Consider the following 18,054-nt stretch of genomic DNA (forward strand, 5'->3'; position numbering starts at 1 on the left):
CCTTGTATGCCTTCGGCGTCATAACGGTTGAGCCAATTGTATACGCTTTGAATGTTGGTGTCGGTTATTTGTGCGATGTCTTTGGCTATTCTGCCATCACTTTTTAGCAGTATAATGTGACAACGTTTTCGATAACTGGCTGTTTTTCCGTGTTTATACCCGTGGTCTAGTGCTTTACGCTCGACATCGGTTAGTTCTACTTGTCTTATCTTCATGATGGCTTTTTATGTCTGTTATGGAAAATTGCTATTATAATGTATTTCTGTTCGATTACTTATCTAATTATTAAATAAGGATTCTAAGTGAAAATTAGTACACTAATCAATCAGCCTTTTTTAAATTCACAGCTTACTGCAACCTTATCTGATGAGCATTTTGTTACAGCAATGTTGAATTTTGAACTGGCTATACTAGCAGTAAGAGAGCATCATAGCTTGATTCCTCAAGGTATTCTAGAGAAATCTAAAAAACACTTGTTAATCAATAATTTTGATCTAGAGAGTATTGCTCAAGCAACGCACCTTGGTGGCAATCCAGCGATACCCTTTGTTGCCCAAGCAAAGCAATTATTGCCTGACAATCTAAAACCGTATTTTCATCAAACAGTCACCAGTCAGGATGTCGTAGATACGGCAATGATGATGGTAATAAAGACGGGGTTGACTACGGTTAATAAAGACTTAATTGCTATTTTGAATGGCTTGAGTTTACTGGTTATCAAGCATCGTCATACACCGATGATAGGTAGAACTTTGTTACAGCATGCCTTGCCTATCACTTTTGGTGTCAAAGTGGCGCAATGGGCATCAGCATTGATGTTTGCCATAGACAATTTAATAAAATTACAGCAGTCAGGACTATTTTTACAGTGGGGTGGTCCAGTTGGGATGAGTAGTATTGAAAATGAAAGCTTACATATTCCTCAAAAAGTCGCACAGTTATTAGGGCTGTCCTATCCTATATTACCTTGGCATACCAATCGGCAGCCTATTCATAATATTGGTGCAACATTAGATGCATTAGCGTCAGCTTTAGAGAAGATAGCAACAGATGTGGCATTGATGGCACAAAGTGAGCTTGGTGAGGTTTCAGAGCCACTGATTGAGGGTATGGGAGGATCCTCCTCGATGCCGCATAAAAGAAACCCAGTATTATGTGCACTGATTAAAGCGGCTGCTATTAGAATGCATGGACATTTAACAGTAATAAGTAATACGACAGCACAGCCGTTTGAAAGATCTTTAGGGGAGTGGCATGCATCATGGATGCCTTTGATGGAAGGGTTGGCTTTAGTTGCAGGTGCAACAGGTAATATGAAAGTGTTAATTGAAGGGTTACAGGTTTATCCATCACGTATGGCGGATAACTTAGATTTAAATAGTGATGCTTATCTGATAGCGCCTTTGAAACAGTTTTTTGAGAATGAAACAGAGATTATAAAGGCGATTGATATTGCAAGTGAACAAGCACATCGCAATCATACTGGATTTGTGAAGACTTTTTTAGCCTGTATAGAACAGATGGGATTAGGTATTGATACTAACTCAAGTGCGGTAAGTACCATTTTAGATCCATTAAGTTATAGTCAGACGGCTATTAGTCAGTGTGAGATCGCACAAAGAGCAGTGCAAGATATGATTGAGTCATTAAGTGAGCTTTGATAAAGCTAAATCAACTTGATAGATATTAATGACAGACTCTCTAATTGTATTCTAATATCTCAATTCTATACTGTTGCTATTGACAGAGAGCATTATAAAAGATATGTTGGTTTACTATACGAACAACCGTTCTCATAATGAACAAAATGCATCTTTGGTTGTCAGTATTGTAGTAGCTTTTATTAAGATATAGCAATTTGAGTATGTCACTACCCTAAAATTTTAAAACAAAGTCATCAAAAGGGATTTTATGATGAGAAAGTTTTTAGCAAGCAGTCTTGCATTAATCGCTACCCTAAGTCTAGCAGGCTGCTCTCAATCTTCAGATACCTCGAATACTGAGACTTCAGATACTTCAGAGACTGTCACACTACGCTTTGCACATTTTTGGCCAGCGTCTTCAGCGACGCATACCGATATATTTGAACCTTGGGCAAAAAAAATAGAAGCGGAGTCCGATGGCAGGATTAGAGTTGAAATATTTCCTTCTGCAACATTAGCAAAAGCGGATATGACTTATGATGCTGTTGCAAAAGGTACGGTAGATATAGGCTCGCAATTGCAAGGCTATTCCAACGGCCGTTTTCCATTAACTCAAGTAGCAGAGCTACCAGGTTTATCCAACTCGGCGACACAAATGAACTGTATGCTTCAGACTCTTTATGATGCCGGTGATATTTCTAGTGAATATGAAGACACGCATGTTCTATTTATGATGGGTACTGGACCAGGTGGTTTTCATACTGTTGATAAACCAATCAAACAGCCTGATGATTTAAAAGGATTAAGATTTCGTAGGCCATCAGCAATTGCTGGAGATATTATCGAAGCGGCAGGTGGGACACCCGTAGGTTTGCCAGCAACCGATATCTATACTTCTTTACAGCGTGGTGTGCTAGATGGTATTAGCTTACCTTGGGATGCAACAGGCTCATTCAAGCTCATTGAGTTGACCAACGCTCATACTAATATTCCTTTTTATAGCTCAGCTATTGTTGTGACAATGAATAAAGATAAGTACGCATCTTTACCAGAAGATTTACAACAGGTTATTGATAGTAACTCTGGTAAAGCAATGGCAGAGGTGGCAGGCAAAGTGTTTGATGCTGAAGATGATAGATTTATGGCAGAAGCACAAGCTAAGGGCGATGTCATGGTTGATATTGTGGACCCGCTTAATGACCCTGAGTGGAAAGTGCCTCTTGAAGCTGGAACCAATAAATATCTTAATGATATCAAAAGCTTGGGTTTAGATGCTGACGGTGTTTACCAAAAAGTGAAGCAGGTTAGTGCTGCGTGTAATGGCTAGGCTACTTGTAGCTATATGCCATGATGTAACAGCTAAATTGGCCATTTTTAATTGATAGGGAACATCAAGTTTAAAGGATTAAATTTATGAAAAAAATAACACACCCGACCGGACTTTTTGATAATAGTGCCAAAGATTATAAATATATTACAGCGATCCCCTTAGCAGCAGCAATGGGTGCTGAAATTCAAGGCGTAGATCTAAGTAATATTAGTGATGAGGCGATAGAAGAAATTAAGGATGCACTGTTTAGACACAAGCTGATATATTTTAGAGACCAGGAGATCACATTTGAAGATCATGAAAATCTCACATTAAAGTTTGGTGAGTTTGGTACAGATGCTTATACAAAAGGTGTACCTGGTCATGAGAATATCCAACCTGTAATTAAGGAAGCTGGCGTTGCGACCAAAATGGTGTTTGGCAGTGGTTGGCATACAGATTCCGCATTTTTAGAACAACCGCCTTCAATTGCTATTAACTATGGTAAAGACATGCCCCCGTATGGCGGTGATACGCTTTTTGCAAACTCTGTTTTGGCCTATAAAGCACTCAGCCCAGCCATGAAAAAAATGATTGAGCCTCTTAAAGTCTGGATGAGTGCTAGAAATGTTGTCGCCTCAATGCAAGCTGAGCAAGCTGAAAAAAATGGTGAAATTGCAAAGCTTGGTAGTATGGAACTAGATGTTGAAACGCAGAAGATGATAGAGGGCTATTATCATCCGTTAGTGAGAACACATCCAGTCACTGGTGAGAAGTCTTTGTATGTGGATAAAACCTATGCCTGTGGTATTGAGGGTATGACAGAAGAAGAATCAAAACCATTAATTGATTTTTTATCAAGCTTTGCAACTCAAGAGTCGTTTTGCTGTCGTTTAAAGTGGTACAGTAAAACGTTAATTATGTGGGATAACAGAGTATGTCTACATCAGGCATTTAATGACTATGATGGCTTTAGACGTGAGATGTATCGAGCGGTAGTGATGGGTGAAAAGCCAGAGTAAGGAGGGAGGTTATGCAAGATGTTTTTAAATCGCAAGATGTTTTTAAATCACAAGATGTTTTTAAATCAATAGTAACGCCAGCAGGATATAGTGATACTGAGTGGAAGGCTCGTATTGAGTTAGCGTTATGTTATCGGATGGCTGACTATTATGGTTGGACAACACAAGTTTATAATCATATATCTTATCGTATACCTGGTACCGATCACTTATTAATTAATGCTTTTGGACTGTTATATAGTGAAATAACGCCGTCCAATTTAGTAAAGATTGATATGGATGGTAATAAACTGGATGAGACGCCGTATCCCATTAATCAAGCAGGTAATGTCATTCATACAGCTATTCATAAAGGTCGTCCCGATATACATTGTGTTATGCATACGCACAATGCCGATGTTCAGGCGGTGAGTGCATTAGAGTGTGGTTTTATCCCTTTGTTTCAAGAAGCCTATATGTTTCACGAGCGCATTGGTTATCATCCATTTGAAGGTATTGTACTAGATGCTGAAGAGCAGCAAAGACTGGTCGAGTCTCTAGGTAAAAGCAATCATACTTTGATGCTTAACAATCATGGTGTCATTACCACAGGCCCTGATGTATCTTGGGCATTTATGCGAATGTATCAGATAATTCAAGGCTGTCAGGTGCAACTAAAGGCAATGGCGTCAGGCGCTAAACTGTTACAGGCGAGTGACGAGGCTATGATTCGAACGAGGGAGCAGTTTGAAGGCGGTGATGCCCAAGCTGGTGCTCAAGTACGACTTCCCGAATGGCCTGCCTATTATCGATTAATGAATCGTGTAGATCCTAACTGGATTAGATAATGATATTTGGCAACTCAACTGCATCTGTTTAAATTAAATCGAAAGAGCCTACTATTTAGTAGGCTTTTTTTATTTCTATATACAGGCTGCACTTAATCCTGTAATGGTTATAGTCACAGCCATATAAAAGAGTTACAGCGTTAACCTCGTTTAGCCTACTTTAGTAGTACTTGCACTCGGTTGCCTTGTAATACCTTTTCTGAAAAATAACCTATCTTTGTCAAACTCGCTAAACCTACTACTTGTAGCGTTTGCACTCTTTTTCCTCGATATCTTAATTTTCAGATTTGGTATAACTCATTTATCTGACTACAATTATAGTTAGGCTTTATTAAAAATAAAAATTAAATTTACAAAATAAAAATCCTTCATTGACAGCAAGAGTAAAAGAGTATAAGTTAATTCATTATACGAACAATTATTCTTTGTAAGAACAACTGTTGCTGAATACAAGGATGTAATCAGGAGATTAAAGCATGGAAGCGGTTTATATATGTTATCCAAAGAGATCGGCTGTGGGTCGTTATGGAGGCGCCTTAGCTGATATCCGCCCTGATGACTTACTCGCACAAGTTATCAAGTCAGTCTTAAATGATGCCCCTAACTTTGATCATGAAGCCATTGATGATGTATTTATTGGCTGTGCGAATCAAAGCGGAGAAGATAACCGTAACGTTGCACGTATGAGTACGTTATTGTCTGGCTTATCCGAAAAGGTGCCAGCAACAACAATCAATCGTCTTTGTGGCTCTGGCTTAGATGCTGTCGGAACAGCATTTCGCGCCATTGTTTCCGGTGAGATAAAGTTAGCAATTGCTGGTGGTGTTGAGTCGATGACCAGAGCACCCTTTGTATTAGGTAAGTCAAATAAGGCTTTTGATAGAAGTCCAAAGCTACAAGATACAACAATGGGCTGGCGATTTATCAATAAAAAGCTAGATGCAATGTATGGTACTGAAGCAATGCCACAGACAGCAGAAAATCTGGCTAGACAGTTTAGCATCTCTCGAGAAGATCAAGATCAATTTGCCTTATGGTCACAACAAAAAGCTGCCAAAGCACAGCAAGCAGGCCTATTGGCGGCTGAAATCACACCAATAATTATTGAACGCCGTAAACAACAGCCATTAGTCGTTGAGACTGATGAGCATCCTCGCCCTAATTCAAACATAGAAGCATTAGCTAAGCTTCGCCCAATCTATGAAAATGGAACCATAACCGCTGGAAATGCCTCTGGAATTAACGATGGCGCAGCTGCCATGCTTATCGCTAGTGAATCAACCGTTAAAAAGTATGGCCTAAAACCCATGGCCAAAATTGAAGGCATGGCAACGGTAGGTGTGTTACCAACCATTATGGGGATAGGTCCTGTTCCTGCTACCCAAAAACTGTTAAAACGATTGAATTTAACATTAGACGATATAGATGTTATTGAACTAAACGAAGCCTTTGCATCTCAGGCTTTAGCTTGTTTACGAGAGCTTGGACTAGATGATCAAGATGAGCGAGTCAATCCAAGAGGAGGTGCAATCGCGCTAGGTCATCCCTTAGGGGCATCAGGCGCGAGAATTTTAATATCTGCCATACATGAGCTACAACGGACAAAACAACAACGTGCTCTATGTACGATGTGTATTGGTGTTGGACAAGGCATTGCTTTGGTTGTTTCGAGAGTTGGGGAATAAAAATGGCGTTTATACAAACTAAGTTTCATTTGATTGCGTATCAAGATAGTGGCGAAAGCTATCTGCCAGCATTATTTATGGCACACCCACTAGGCATGAGTCGTGATGTTTGGGATAAGGTGTGTGATCTATTGCATGGGCATTATCGCTGTATCCGCTGGGACTTGCCAGGACATGGCAGTAGCTCGTCTGCAGTGGAAGGTATTTCTATTGAGACAATCACCAAAGATATGCTTCAAATAGCAGATGCTTTAGGTATCGAGACATTCAGCTTTATTGGTACTTCAATCGGTGGCGTTATCGGACAAGAATTGTGTCAATTAGCGCCTGAACGGCTAGAGCAAGTTTGGTTAACAAATACGGGTGCGGTTATTGGTACTAAGGCTGCATGGGATGAGCGTGCTCAAAGTGTCAGGCAACAAGGTTTGGGTAAGGTGGCAGGAGGTATTGTGCCACGTTGGTTTTCTTCTAAGAGCACTGAGGTAAACACAGAGCTGTCTAAAGGTTGGATTATTCAATTAGGCCGTAATGACAGTGATAGTTACGCCAAGCTGTGCGAGGCATTGTCTGAAGTTGATAATACCAACAAGCTTAAAGGCTTTAACCGTCGTATCACATTAATTGGGGGTAAAGATGATGTTTCTACGCCACCTGAAACTTTACAAGCGTTACAGGCGGAGTTCACCAATGCAAAACTTATCATTGTTGAAGATGTTGGACATGTACCATCTATTGAAGCGCCCAATCAGTTAGTAGAGATTATTCAGTCTAATGCAACACGTCAGCAACCTGGAGAAATTGGCGTTTCCTATAATGATGGTCTTGTGACTCGTAAGCAAATTTTGGGAAGTGATCATGTAGAAAAATCAATCCAAAACGCAACAACTTTAGATTTCCCCTTTCAACAGTTTATTACTAGAAATGCATGGGGTGAGTTATGGGGTGATGGCAGCTTGACAGTCCAGCAAAGAAGCATGATAACCACTGGTATTTTGGCTGCTTTAGGGAGAGATGGAGAGCTTGAGCTACATTTGAGAGCGGCCAAGAGGTTAGGTATTAGTGAACAACAGCTGCGTCAAGTACTCATGCATGTTGCCATTTATGCTGGTGTCCCTGCATCGAATCATGCCTTTGCTTTGGCTAAAAAAAATGGATGGGGTGAAGCGTTATCTTAATAGGAATTAGTCTAACCGAGTTAATTAGTAGACTTTTAATCAATGGAGAGTGAAACATGAGTAAATCGTATCCTTATTTTCTTGCTCGTGATAGAGCATGGCAGCCAGCACAATATACGCCCAGATATAAGACATCTATTACGAGATCACCAAAGCAAGCGTTAGTTAGCATTCAAAGAGCAACGCCATCTGAGCGTAGCGGTCCTGTGTTTAGTGGCTTAGAAATTGGCCCCCATGACAATGATTTGTTAATGAATTTTAGAACAGATGGTGTTCGACCAAGTTTGCCTATTGGAGAGAGGATAGTTATGCATGGTCGAGTGATTGATCAGTTTGGTAAGCCAGTACCAAATACATTGGTTGAGATGTGGCAGGCCAATGCTGGTGGGCGATATCGTCACAAAAAAGATGGATATTTAGCGCCACTAGACCCAAACTTTGGTGGCGTTGGTCGTTGCATTACTGACACTGAAGGTCGTTATACATTCCGTACAGTACGTCCAGGCCCTTATCCATGGCCGAATGATATTAATACATGGCGGCCTGCTCATATTCATGTTTCTGTTATGGGGCCTTCAATCTCGACCCGATTAATTACTCAAATGTATTTTGAAGGAGATCCTTTAATTCCACTGTGCCCAATTGTGCAAGTATTAAAAGACCCTGATGCCGTCGAAACTATGATTGCAAGATTAGATATGGCGAGAAGCAAGTCGATGGATTATCTGGCATATCGATTTGATATCGTTGTACGCGGTGCATTACAAACATATTTTGAGGAGTAGAAGGATGTATAGCCAATATAAATTACAGGATGATACAGGTGTGTTACGTGAAACGGCCTCTCAGACAGCAGGTCCTTATGTGCATATTGGATTGGCATTAGAAGTTGCAGGCTTTGCATCACGTGATGATGAAATTTGGGAAAACTTAGCCAAAGAAGGTGCTGAAGGTCAGCATATTGAATTAATTGGTGCAGTCTATGATGGCAATGGAGACTTGGTTCGTGATGCTTTAATTGAAATTTGGCAGGCCGATAGTCAGGGTGAATACATTGCTGAATTCGATAACAAAAAGCCATTTAGTGGCTTTGGTCGTAGTGCTTGTGCTACGGATGGTCATTATCACTTTTATACTATCAAACCAGGCCGAGTAGATTTTGATCACCAAAAAATGGCACCACATATCAATGTCGCAGTGTTTGCTCGTGGGATTAATATACATTTACAGACACGTGCTTATTTTGATGACGAGCAAGAAGCGAATAGCGAGTGTCCTATTTTGAGCCGTATTATATCACCAGAGCGTCAAAATACCTTGATCGCTGTTAAAGAAGATACAGAAGAAAAACCTAGATACCGCTTTGACATATATTTGCAAGGTAATAATGAAACTGTATTTTTTGATTTTTAAAATTTTAACAAAATAACGAGTATGCAGTAACGCCATAATAGATAGGTTTAATAAAAATAAATGAGAGGGATTTCATGGATACCAAAACACAAGTAGCAATTATTGGTGCAGGACCATCAGGCTTATTATTAGGGCAATTACTGACCAATGCAGGTATTGACAATATTATTTTAGAAAGAAAATCTGGTGACTATGTCCTCAGTCGAATTCGTGCTGGTGTACTTGAGCAAGGTACAGCTGACTTGTTGCGTGAAGCGGGCGTTGGTGAGCGTATGGACGAAGAGGGTATTGTCCATACAGGCACGGACTTTAGTTTTCAAGGTGAGCATCATCATTTAGATCTTGAAAAATATAGCGGTGGAAAGCAAGTGGTTGTTTATGGTCAGACGGAGGTAACAAGAGACTTGATGGAGGCACGAAAAAAGTCTGGTGCAACAACTGTTTATGAAGCTGATAACGTGAAGTTACATGATATTGAATCAGATAGTCCTTATGTTACCTATTATCATAATGAAGAGACTTTTCGCCTCGACTGTGACTATATTGCAGGCTGTGATGGTTATCATGGTGTATCACGCAAATCAATTCCTAAAGATAAGTTGGTCGAGTATGAGAAGGTATATCCTTTTGGTTGGCTTGGCTTATTGAGTGATACGCCGCCAGTGCATGATGAGCTAATCTATTGTGCGCATGAGCGTGGATTTGCGTTATGTTCAATGCGTTCAAAAACACGCAGTCGCTATTATTTACAAGTTCCAGATACAGATACGCTAGATAACTGGAATGAAGAGAAATTTTGGGCAGAGTTGAAGCGTCGTATTCCAAAGAAAATGGCCGATAAATTAGTAACAGGTCCAGCGTTAGAAATGTCTATTGCGCCACTTAGATCCTATGTCTGTGAAACCATGCAATATGGGAAACTATTTTTATTAGGTGATGCAGCGCATATTGTGCCGCCGACAGGCGCTAAGGGCTTAAATCTAGCGGCAAGTGATGTTGAAACAGCGTTTCGCTTATTTGTTAAGATTTATAAAGAAGATCGGACGGATCTGATACCACGTTATCAGGAAATTTCAGTAGCTAGAGCATGGAAAGCAGTTCGGTTCTCTTGGTGGATGACCATGTTCTTACATCGCTTTGAGAGTGCAGGCAGGTTTGATTTCCGTGTACAACAAGCTGAGTTTGATTATTTTATTCATTCAGAAGCAGGCAAGGCAACTATTGCGGAAAATTATGTTGGGCTACCATTTGAAGAGTTAGAGTGACACTATTTGTTGTGAGTTAGCAGGTTTGTTTCGATAATTGGATTGGATAGGATTTCTAAATGTTAAATAAAGTGAAAGATTCAGCGCTTGCTGCTGTTAGTCAGATTTGGGATGGTTCGACTGTGTTAATTGGTGGGTTTGGTTTGGCAGGTCAGCCAACTGAGTTAATTGATGCCTTAATTGAGCATAAAGCCAGAGACCTTACCATTGTTAGCAATAATGCTGGGAATGGTGAAACTGGTTTGGCCTTATTGTTAAAAGAAGGTTGTGTAAAAAAAATAATCTGTTCTTTTCCAAGACAGCATGACTCATATATATTTGATGAGCTATATCGAGCTGGAAAAATAGAGCTAGAGGTTGTGCCGCAAGGCACTTTGGCGGCACGTATTCAAGCAGGTGGTAGTGGTCTTGGTGCGATTTATACCCCAACAGCTTATGGTACCTTGCTAGCTGAAGGCAAAGAGACACGCACCATAGATGGTATAAACTACGTTTTAGAGTATCCGATTAAAGCAGATTTTGCATTAATTAAAGCTTATAAAGGTGATCGTTGGGGCAACTTGATCTATAACAAAGCAGCGCGTAACTTTGGTCCTATTATGGCGACCGCATCGAGCCATACCATTGCACAGGTCTCTGAAGTCGTTGAGCTTGGCGAGCTTGATCCAGAGCATATAGTAACGCCGGGTATTTTTGTACATGATGTTGTTAAGATTGGAGCTGAGTAATGAATACTAATTATAAACCGTGGACAGTAGATGATATAGCTCAGAAAGTGGCAGCAAGTATCGATGAAGGTATGTATGTCAATCTTGGTATAGGACAGCCTACCAAAATAGCTGACTACTTGCCTGATGATAAGGATGTTTTTTTACATAGTGAGAATGGTCTTCTAGGTATGGGGCCTGCGCCTGATAAAGGTCAAGAAGATGGTGACTTAATCAATGCTGGTAAACAGTATGTTACTTTAATCAAGGGTGGGTGTTATTTTCATCATGGTGATTCGTTTGCAATGATACGTGGTGGTCATATAGATCTGTGCGTATTAGGTGCTTTTGAAGTTGCAGAAAATGGTGATATTGCCAATTGGTTTTTAGGTCGTCCTCAAGATATACCTGCTGTTGGCGGAGCCATGGATCTTGCTGTTGGTGCAAAACAGGTTTACGTTATGATGGATCATGTTAGTAAAAAAGGTGAGCCTAAAATTGTTGAGAAACTCAGTTTACCTATAACAGGAAAGCAATGTGTAAATAGAGTCTATACTGATCTGGCTGTTATAGAGATTACAGATGCTGGGCTAGTAGTTCGAGAAATGGTTGAGGGCTTATCGTTCGATGAGTTACAGGCAAAAACTGGGGCAAGATTGATTCAAAAAAGCTCAGTCTAATGTATGGCTATACAACGGATAAGCGACAAGGTTATCCTTGTTAGGCTTATTTGATTTGTATAGTGATACTTGTACTGGGTTGCTTTGTGTCTCAGATCTTTGGTTACACAAGATGTTTTTTATCTTCTTTTTTTATGTTTACTTCTTTTTTATGCTTAATAGATAAATAGTATCGAGTAGTTTAATAAATAGTATCGAGTAGTTTAATAAATAGTAGCGAGTAGTTTAATAAATAGTAGCGAGGCTGCTTCTCTATCAGACAAAGGTAGTGTAGCGGACTATGATTATTGTTGACTTATAACCATTTTAGAGCCCTTTGATTATATTACATTACCAAAAAATATAGAAATAATACTTTAGCAATTATATAGAATTAGGAAAGATTTGGAAAATGCGGTATAATTAAAAACATATGTATTTTTAGACAAGCTTTAGATTATCAAAACGTTATATTGGTTATATAACGTTTTTTTAAACCATAACGTGACACGTTTTTTAAAAAACGTGTCACCAGTTGGGCAGGATGAGCACTTATGACAGACTCGACATTAAAAAGATTTGGTGTATCCATGGATGAGGACCTGCTAAAAAAATTTGATAAGTTAGTCGCTCTTAAAGGCTATCATAACCGATCTGAAGCATTTCGTGACTTAGTGCGTAAGTCGATTATGCAACATATATATGAAGACAGTGAACAGATTATCGCTGGCAGTATCTTATTATTTTATAACCATGATCAAAGAAAGCTAGTTGAGCAAATGACGAAAATTCAGCATGAGCATCATCACTTGATTTTGGCGACAACCCATTTTCATATCAGTGAAGAAAACTGCCTTGAGCTTATTGTCGTAAAAGGCAAAGTAAAGGAGGTACAACAACTTAGTCATGAGTTAACCACATTAAAAGGGGTGAGTCATGGTGATTTTTCAATTGCACCAGCTGAATAGTTGTCAGCTGCTTTTGATAACCATTTTATTTTAATTGTTTAATTAAGAGTATAAATATATGAATAAAAAATATATAGGGGCTTTTGGGTTACTGACACTATTAGTAGTACTAATAGTAGCCTGTTCATCACCGACCAATGATGCAGGTAACAAGACCGCAAATAATACAGCAGCTCAAGAGGTTAGAGATGAGCTAGTGGTAGCATTTGGTTCAGAGCCAGATGCTGGATTTGATCCGATTACAGGGTGGGGACGTTATGGCTCGCCTCTGTTTCAGAGCACTTTGCTTGCTAGAGATGATGATCTTAACATCGTTAATGACCTAGCGACAGGCTATGAGGTTAATGATGATGGTACGGTATGGACAGTGACTATCCGTGATGATGTGAAGTTTTCTGATGGTGAGCCTTTGACCGCTGAAGATGTAAAATTTACCTTTGATAAGGCTGCCAATAGTGCCTCAGTGGTAGATTTAAATATTCTTGAAAAAGTGGAAGTGCTCGATGATACGACTATTCAGTTTACTTTAAGTAGTCCACAGTCAACCTTTGTCAATAGCTTGGTTGCGACAGCTATTGTGCCGCAGCATGCGTATGATGAAAGCTATGCTGAAAAGCCTTTAGGTTCAGGTCCATATAAGTTAGTTCAATGGGATAAAGGACAGCAGCTGATTGTTGAAGCCAATCCTGAGTACTATGGCAAACAGCCTTATTTTAAAAAGCTTACCTTTTTATTTTTAAGTGAAGACGCTGCCTTTGCTGCAGCTCAAGCAGGTACAGTTGATATTACTTATATTCCAGCTGCCTTTAGCAATAAAAAAGTACCTGGCATGAAGATTGAAACGGTTAAAACAGTTGATAACCGTGGTATTGCCTTTCCTGTTGTTAAAGCGGGTGCAGTGACAAGAGAAGATGGCTTGCCAGTAGGTAATGATGTTACCGCAGATCCAGCGATTCGCCATGCCATTGATATTGCTGTAGATCGTAAAGCGTTAATTGATGGTGTGCTAGAAGGGTATGGTTCGCCTGCCTATACTTCAGCAGATGGTTTGCCTTGGTGGAATCCAGAGACTGTTATTGCCGATGCTGACATGGATGGTGCGCGCAAATTATTAGCTGATGCTGGCTGGAAGGATGAAGATGGTGATGGTGTTCTTGATAAAGGCTCGTTAAAAGCTGAGTTCACCTTAAACTATCCTGCCAATGATGTGATTAGACAGTCACTTGCTATTGCTGTGGCCGATATGGTGAAGCCATTGGGTATTAAGATCAATATCGAAGGCGGAAGCTGGGATGTCATCACTAACAAGATGCATTCTGAAGCAGTATTAATGGGTTGGGGTAGTCATAACCCTTATGAAATGATCAATATTTATGGCAGTGAAAATGCAGGTATTGATTTTAACAATACAGGTTATTACAGCAATAAGACTGTTGATGATTATTTCCAAAAAGCCTTACATGCTAAGAGTGAAGAAGACGCACTAGAGTTTTGGAAAAAAGCTCAGTGGGATGGAACGACTGGCTTTACCAGCAAAGGTGATGCGGCTTGGGCATGGTTAGTAAATATCGACCATCTATACTTGCTAAAAGACAATCTAGATATTGGTAAGCAAAGAATCCATGTGCATGGTCATGGTTGGCCAGCAACAGACAATATTGTTGACTGGAAATGGAGTGAATAATGTCCGGAAATCCAATATCCGGAAGGCAAAATTTGAATAAAGCATGTGAGGGAAAGGTAGGCGTTTATCTTGTCTTCAAAGGCTTACGAATGGCTTCCTTATTAATCGCTATTAGCTTTATTTCATTTATGTTAATGAAAAACTCTCCCATAGACCCTGTTCAGGCTTACATTGGTGCCGATATGCTTAATGTTGGTCCTGAACAGCGTCAACAAATTGCTGAATACTGGGGGCTGAATGATCCAATTTTGGTGCAGTTTGCGAACTGGGGTTCCGCTGTACTCAAAGGTGATCTAGGGGTCTCCATGATTTATCGTCGTCCAGTGATTGATATTATCAGTGAGCGTTTTGTCAGCTCACTGGCATTGATGCTAGTTGCTTGGATTTTGTCTGGCACGATGGGCTTTGTGCTTGGTGTGGTTGCTGCCATGAAAAAAGGCACTTTGATAGATCGTGCCATCCAATGGTATTGCTATACTTTGGCCTCTACGCCTACCTTTTGGATGGGGTTATTGGTACTGATTGTCTTTGCTGTCTGGCTAGGTTGGTTCCCAATAGGGTTGGGTGTACCAGCAGGGGTATTAGCAGAAGATGTGGTATTTAGTGATCGAATTAAACATCTGGTATTGCCAGCACTAACTTTAAGTATCCTAGGCGTTGCCAACGTTGCACTTCATACTCGGCAAAAGCTGGTTGAGGTGTTGGCAAGTGACTATGTTTTATTTGCTAGAGCGCGTGGAGAGAAAGGTTTTTCGTTATTTTGGCGACATGGTTTGCGCAATATTGCGCTACCAGCAATTACCTTGCAATTTGCTGCCTTTAGTGAGTTGTTTGGAGGTGCTATTTTAGCTGAGCAAGTGTTTTCTTATCCAGGGCTTGGGCAAGCAACAGTAGAAGCAGGTTTGAGGGGGGATGTGCCTCTTTTATTGGGCATTGTTTTGTTTAGTACGATCTTTGTCTTCGCTGGTAATTTGATTGCTGATCTAATTTACTACATCGTCGATCCAAGGACGAGAGAAAGTAGAATGATATGATGTCAAGCAACCGTAATTTAGATAAAAGTAGCTTAAATAACATGGTAAACAAACACGTTAATAAAGAAAATAACGGGTTTCAACTATTCTCACTAAACCTTAGACAGCGCACGTTGCTGATTATCCTGCTTGCAGGTATTTTTTTGATAAGTGTTGTACTCGGCGGTCTTTTTATGGATGAGGCAAATATCGCTACAAATTTAACTCATCGCAATCAACCACCTTCATTGCAGCATTTTTTTGGTACTGATTGGCTAGGTCGCGATATGTTTACGCGAACTATTATGGGTCTAACTCTGAGTATGGGTGTTGGACTGATGGGGGCGGTTGGTAGTGCATTTATTGCATTGGTTTTGGGTATGGCTGCTGCCACCATGGGTAAGACTGCCGATCGGGTGATCACCTGGTTGATAGATCTATTTATGAGTGTGCCACACCTAGTGACCCTAATTTTAATATCCTTTATGCTAGGTGGCGGCTTCAAAGGTATTGTTACTGGCTTAATGTTGACCCATTGGCCAAGTTTGGCACGTGTCATACGAGCAGAAGTGATGCAAGTGCGCTCTGCTGATTATGTACAAGTTTCACAACAAATGGGAAAATCACGCTGGTGGATTGCTAGTAACCATATCTTTCCACACCTTATCTCGCAGCTATTAGTTGGGTTTATGTTGATGTTTCCGCACGTTATATTACATGAAGCTTCGGTGACATTTTTAGGGTTTGGCTTATCACCACATGAGCCAGCAATTGGCATTATCTTATCAGAATCAATGAAGTACTTATCATCAGGGCTTTGGTGGTTGGCCTTTTTTCCAGGTATCTCTTTACTTATCGTGGTGCGTATATTTGAGACGATGGGTGAGAGTTTAAGAAAACTGATAGATCCAACAGAAGCAAATCAGTAAATTTTATTCAATAATCGATTAAATAAAATGGCCAAGCCAAGTCCGTAAAGCCATTAAATCTAGGGACTGTATAGAGTTGATATGTTAGTGATATTTATTAATGCTATCTAGTTCCTAATTAAAAGATTCCGTAGATAAGGGGGCGAGGATGTCGATTTTAGAAGTTAATGATTTATCGATATCATTTAGTCAATATACAGGTGGGTTAAGGAAAAGGCAGCTTCAAGTCATTTCAGGATTAGATGTCAGCGTAAACCAAGGAGAGATTCTGGCGATTGTCGGTGCAAGTGGTTCAGGAAAGAGTCTGCTTGCGCATTCAGTTTTAGGAATACTGCCAGCGAATGCAACTGTCAGTGGTAGTATAAAATATAAAGGTGAGCGCTTAACCGCTCAGCGTCAAGAAGTGTTACGATCTAGTGAAATCGCTCTAATTCCACAATCAGTAAACTTTTTAAATCCCTTGATGCCTGTCGGTAAGCAAGTTAGATCTGCTGTCAATGACAAAGCAACGATAACAGCCCAAAAAAAAGTGTTTGAGCGGCTACACTTGCAGCCAGAAGTTGAAAGTATGTATCCGTTTCAGCTGTCAGGAGGTATGGCGCGTAGAGTGCTATTGTCCACTGCTATTATCAGAGATGCACAGTTAATTATTGCTGATGAGCCAACACCTGGGCTAGATCCTTTGGTGATTAAAGAGGTACTTCAAAGCTTTCGAGAGCTTGCCGATGAAGGCCGAGCAATTATGCTCATTACCCATGACATTGAAGCTGCATTACAAATTGCAGATCGGATCGCTGTATTTTATGCTGGTACCACGCTAGAAGTGGCCTCGGTTGATGACTTTACTGGAAATGGTGAAAAGCTACGTCATCCTTATACCAGAGCCTTATGGCGTGCATTACCACAAAATGACTTTATCGCGATTCCTGGATCACAGCCAAAGGCCACAGATCTGCCATCTGGATGTTTGTTTGCACCACGTTGTTTTTGTGCGCAGTCGGAGTGTGAGCAAGCACAACCTAAGATGCGTGATCTTCGTGATGGAAGAGTGAGGTGTACGCATGCGACTTGAAGCTAAAAATATTGGATTTCATTACGAAAGTGGGCCTTGGCTATTTCGAGGGGTTGATCTCTGTATCGAGCCAGGTGAAATCATCGGATTAGTAGGGCGTAGTGGTTCAGGAAAAACAACCCTTTGTCGTATTTTATCTGGTTATCAGCAACCATTGGAGGGAAGTGTCACCTTAAATGGGGCACCGATAATTAATAAGGGTTGTCATCCAGTGCAGTTGGTATTTCAACACCCTGAAAAAGCTGTTAACCCACGTTGGAAAATGCGAAAAGTGCTCAATGAAGGCTGGCAGCCGAACAAAGAGCTACTAGACTTGTTAGGGATTGATAAAGAGTGGATGAACCGTTGGCCCAGTGAGTTATCAGGCGGTGAGCTGCAACGATTTTGTGTGGCACGAGCACTTGGACCTAAGACTAAATTCTTGATTGCGGATGAAATGACCACCATGCTAGATGCTATTACCCAAGCACAGATTTGGCAAGCAGTACTAGAGCGATTTGAGCAAAGCAGAGTAGGGATTTTGGTTGTCAGTCATGATCCTGCTTTGGTGAAGCGATTGTGTCATCGGGTGATTGATTTGAGGGCATTTGAAGAAGGTTGTTAAGTGAGCAGTACTAGGGACTATTGTAGATTTACCACAGGTAAGCAGTAGCAATCCAGGGCTAAAGAAAGCTTTATTTTCG

The 18,054-nt window shown here is 40.4% G+C and carries 18 protein-coding genes; 17 read left to right on the forward strand and 1 reads right to left on the reverse strand.

The features are described 5' to 3' along the window. Window positions 1–215, reverse strand: a 215-nt coding sequence (locus tag H140_RS14125; RefSeq protein ID WP_019672832.1) for a helix-turn-helix domain-containing protein, incomplete at its 3' end; no start/stop codon positions are given. 87 nt (window positions 216–302) lie between these two features. Here H140_RS14125 and H140_RS0106395 point away from each other — a divergent pair. The 17 genes from H140_RS0106395 to H140_RS0106475 all read left to right on the forward strand — a co-directional run bounded on the left by H140_RS0106395 (window position 303) and on the right by H140_RS0106475 (window position 17,975). Next, window positions 303–1,661, forward strand: coding sequence for a lyase family protein (locus H140_RS0106395; protein ID WP_019672833.1), 1,359 nt, complete (start codon window positions 303–305; stop codon window positions 1,659–1,661). Window positions 1,662–1,914: 253 nt separating this feature from the next. Further along, window positions 1,915–2,970: a TRAP transporter substrate-binding protein gene (gene dctP, locus H140_RS0106400; protein WP_019672834.1), complete on the forward strand. Its 1,056-nt coding sequence runs from the start codon at window positions 1,915–1,917 to the stop codon at window positions 2,968–2,970. Between the two features lie 86 nt (window positions 2,971–3,056). After that, on the forward strand, window positions 3,057–3,974 hold the full coding sequence (locus H140_RS0106405) for a TauD/TfdA dioxygenase family protein (protein ID WP_019672835.1): 918 nt from the start codon (window positions 3,057–3,059) through the stop codon (window positions 3,972–3,974). A gap of 11 nt (window positions 3,975–3,985) precedes the next feature. Beyond that, window positions 3,986–4,801: a class II aldolase/adducin family protein gene (locus H140_RS0106410; RefSeq protein WP_019672836.1), complete on the forward strand. Its 816-nt coding sequence runs from the start codon at window positions 3,986–3,988 to the stop codon at window positions 4,799–4,801. A gap of 476 nt (window positions 4,802–5,277) precedes the next feature. Continuing rightward, on the forward strand, window positions 5,278–6,486 hold the full coding sequence (pcaF, locus tag H140_RS0106415; protein ID WP_019672837.1) for a 3-oxoadipyl-CoA thiolase: 1,209 nt from the start codon (window positions 5,278–5,280) through the stop codon (window positions 6,484–6,486). A gap of 2 nt (window positions 6,487–6,488) precedes the next feature. After that, entirely contained in the window at window positions 6,489–7,661 is a 1,173-nt protein-coding gene (locus tag H140_RS0106420) for an alpha/beta fold hydrolase (RefSeq protein ID WP_019672838.1), read from the forward strand. Between the two features lie 56 nt (window positions 7,662–7,717). Then, window positions 7,718–8,446 (forward strand): protocatechuate 3,4-dioxygenase subunit beta, encoded by a 729-nt coding sequence (gene pcaH, locus H140_RS0106425; protein WP_019672839.1) that lies wholly within the window; start codon window positions 7,718–7,720, stop codon window positions 8,444–8,446. Between the two features lie 4 nt (window positions 8,447–8,450). Further along, on the forward strand, window positions 8,451–9,074 hold the full coding sequence (gene pcaG, locus H140_RS0106430) for a protocatechuate 3,4-dioxygenase subunit alpha (RefSeq protein ID WP_019672840.1): 624 nt from the start codon (window positions 8,451–8,453) through the stop codon (window positions 9,072–9,074). A 74-nt stretch (window positions 9,075–9,148) separates the two neighbouring features. After that, window positions 9,149–10,339, forward strand: coding sequence for a 4-hydroxybenzoate 3-monooxygenase (gene pobA, locus H140_RS0106435; protein ID WP_019672841.1), 1,191 nt, complete (start codon window positions 9,149–9,151; stop codon window positions 10,337–10,339). 59 nt (window positions 10,340–10,398) lie between these two features. Further along, complete coding sequence (locus tag H140_RS0106440) at window positions 10,399–11,067, forward strand: 3-oxoacid CoA-transferase subunit A (protein WP_019672842.1); 669 nt, start codon at window positions 10,399–10,401, stop codon at window positions 11,065–11,067. Then, window positions 11,067–11,726, forward strand: a complete 660-nt coding sequence (locus H140_RS0106445; protein ID WP_019672843.1) for a 3-oxoacid CoA-transferase subunit B — start codon at window positions 11,067–11,069, stop codon at window positions 11,724–11,726. The genes H140_RS0106440 and H140_RS0106445 overlap by 1 nt, the downstream gene beginning before the upstream one ends. 533 nt (window positions 11,727–12,259) lie before the next feature. Continuing rightward, a complete protein-coding gene (gene nikR / locus H140_RS0106450; protein WP_026348900.1) occupies window positions 12,260–12,673 on the forward strand; it encodes a nickel-responsive transcriptional regulator NikR in 414 nt (137 codons plus the stop codon). A gap of 58 nt (window positions 12,674–12,731) precedes the next feature. Continuing rightward, window positions 12,732–14,357: an ABC transporter substrate-binding protein gene (locus H140_RS0106455; protein WP_019672846.1), complete on the forward strand. Its 1,626-nt coding sequence runs from the start codon at window positions 12,732–12,734 to the stop codon at window positions 14,355–14,357. Beyond that, on the forward strand, window positions 14,357–15,391 hold the full coding sequence (locus tag H140_RS0106460; RefSeq protein ID WP_227672902.1) for an ABC transporter permease: 1,035 nt from the start codon (window positions 14,357–14,359) through the stop codon (window positions 15,389–15,391). Before H140_RS0106455 ends, H140_RS0106460 begins: the two co-directional genes overlap by 1 nt. After that, window positions 15,388–16,299, forward strand: coding sequence for an ABC transporter permease (locus tag H140_RS0106465; protein WP_019672848.1), 912 nt, complete (start codon window positions 15,388–15,390; stop codon window positions 16,297–16,299). The genes H140_RS0106460 and H140_RS0106465 overlap by 4 nt, the downstream gene beginning before the upstream one ends. 148 nt (window positions 16,300–16,447) lie before the next feature. Then, window positions 16,448–17,371, forward strand: a complete 924-nt coding sequence (locus H140_RS0106470) for an ABC transporter ATP-binding protein (RefSeq protein WP_019672849.1) — start codon at window positions 16,448–16,450, stop codon at window positions 17,369–17,371. Next, entirely contained in the window at window positions 17,361–17,975 is a 615-nt protein-coding gene (locus H140_RS0106475; protein ID WP_019672850.1) for an ABC transporter ATP-binding protein, read from the forward strand. The genes H140_RS0106470 and H140_RS0106475 overlap by 11 nt, the downstream gene beginning before the upstream one ends. Window positions 17,976–18,054 lie beyond the last annotated feature (79 nt).

This window comes from Psychrobacter lutiphocae DSM 21542 (genome assembly GCF_000382145.1).
GTDB classification, from domain to species: Bacteria; Pseudomonadota; Gammaproteobacteria; order Pseudomonadales; family Moraxellaceae; genus Psychrobacter; species Psychrobacter lutiphocae.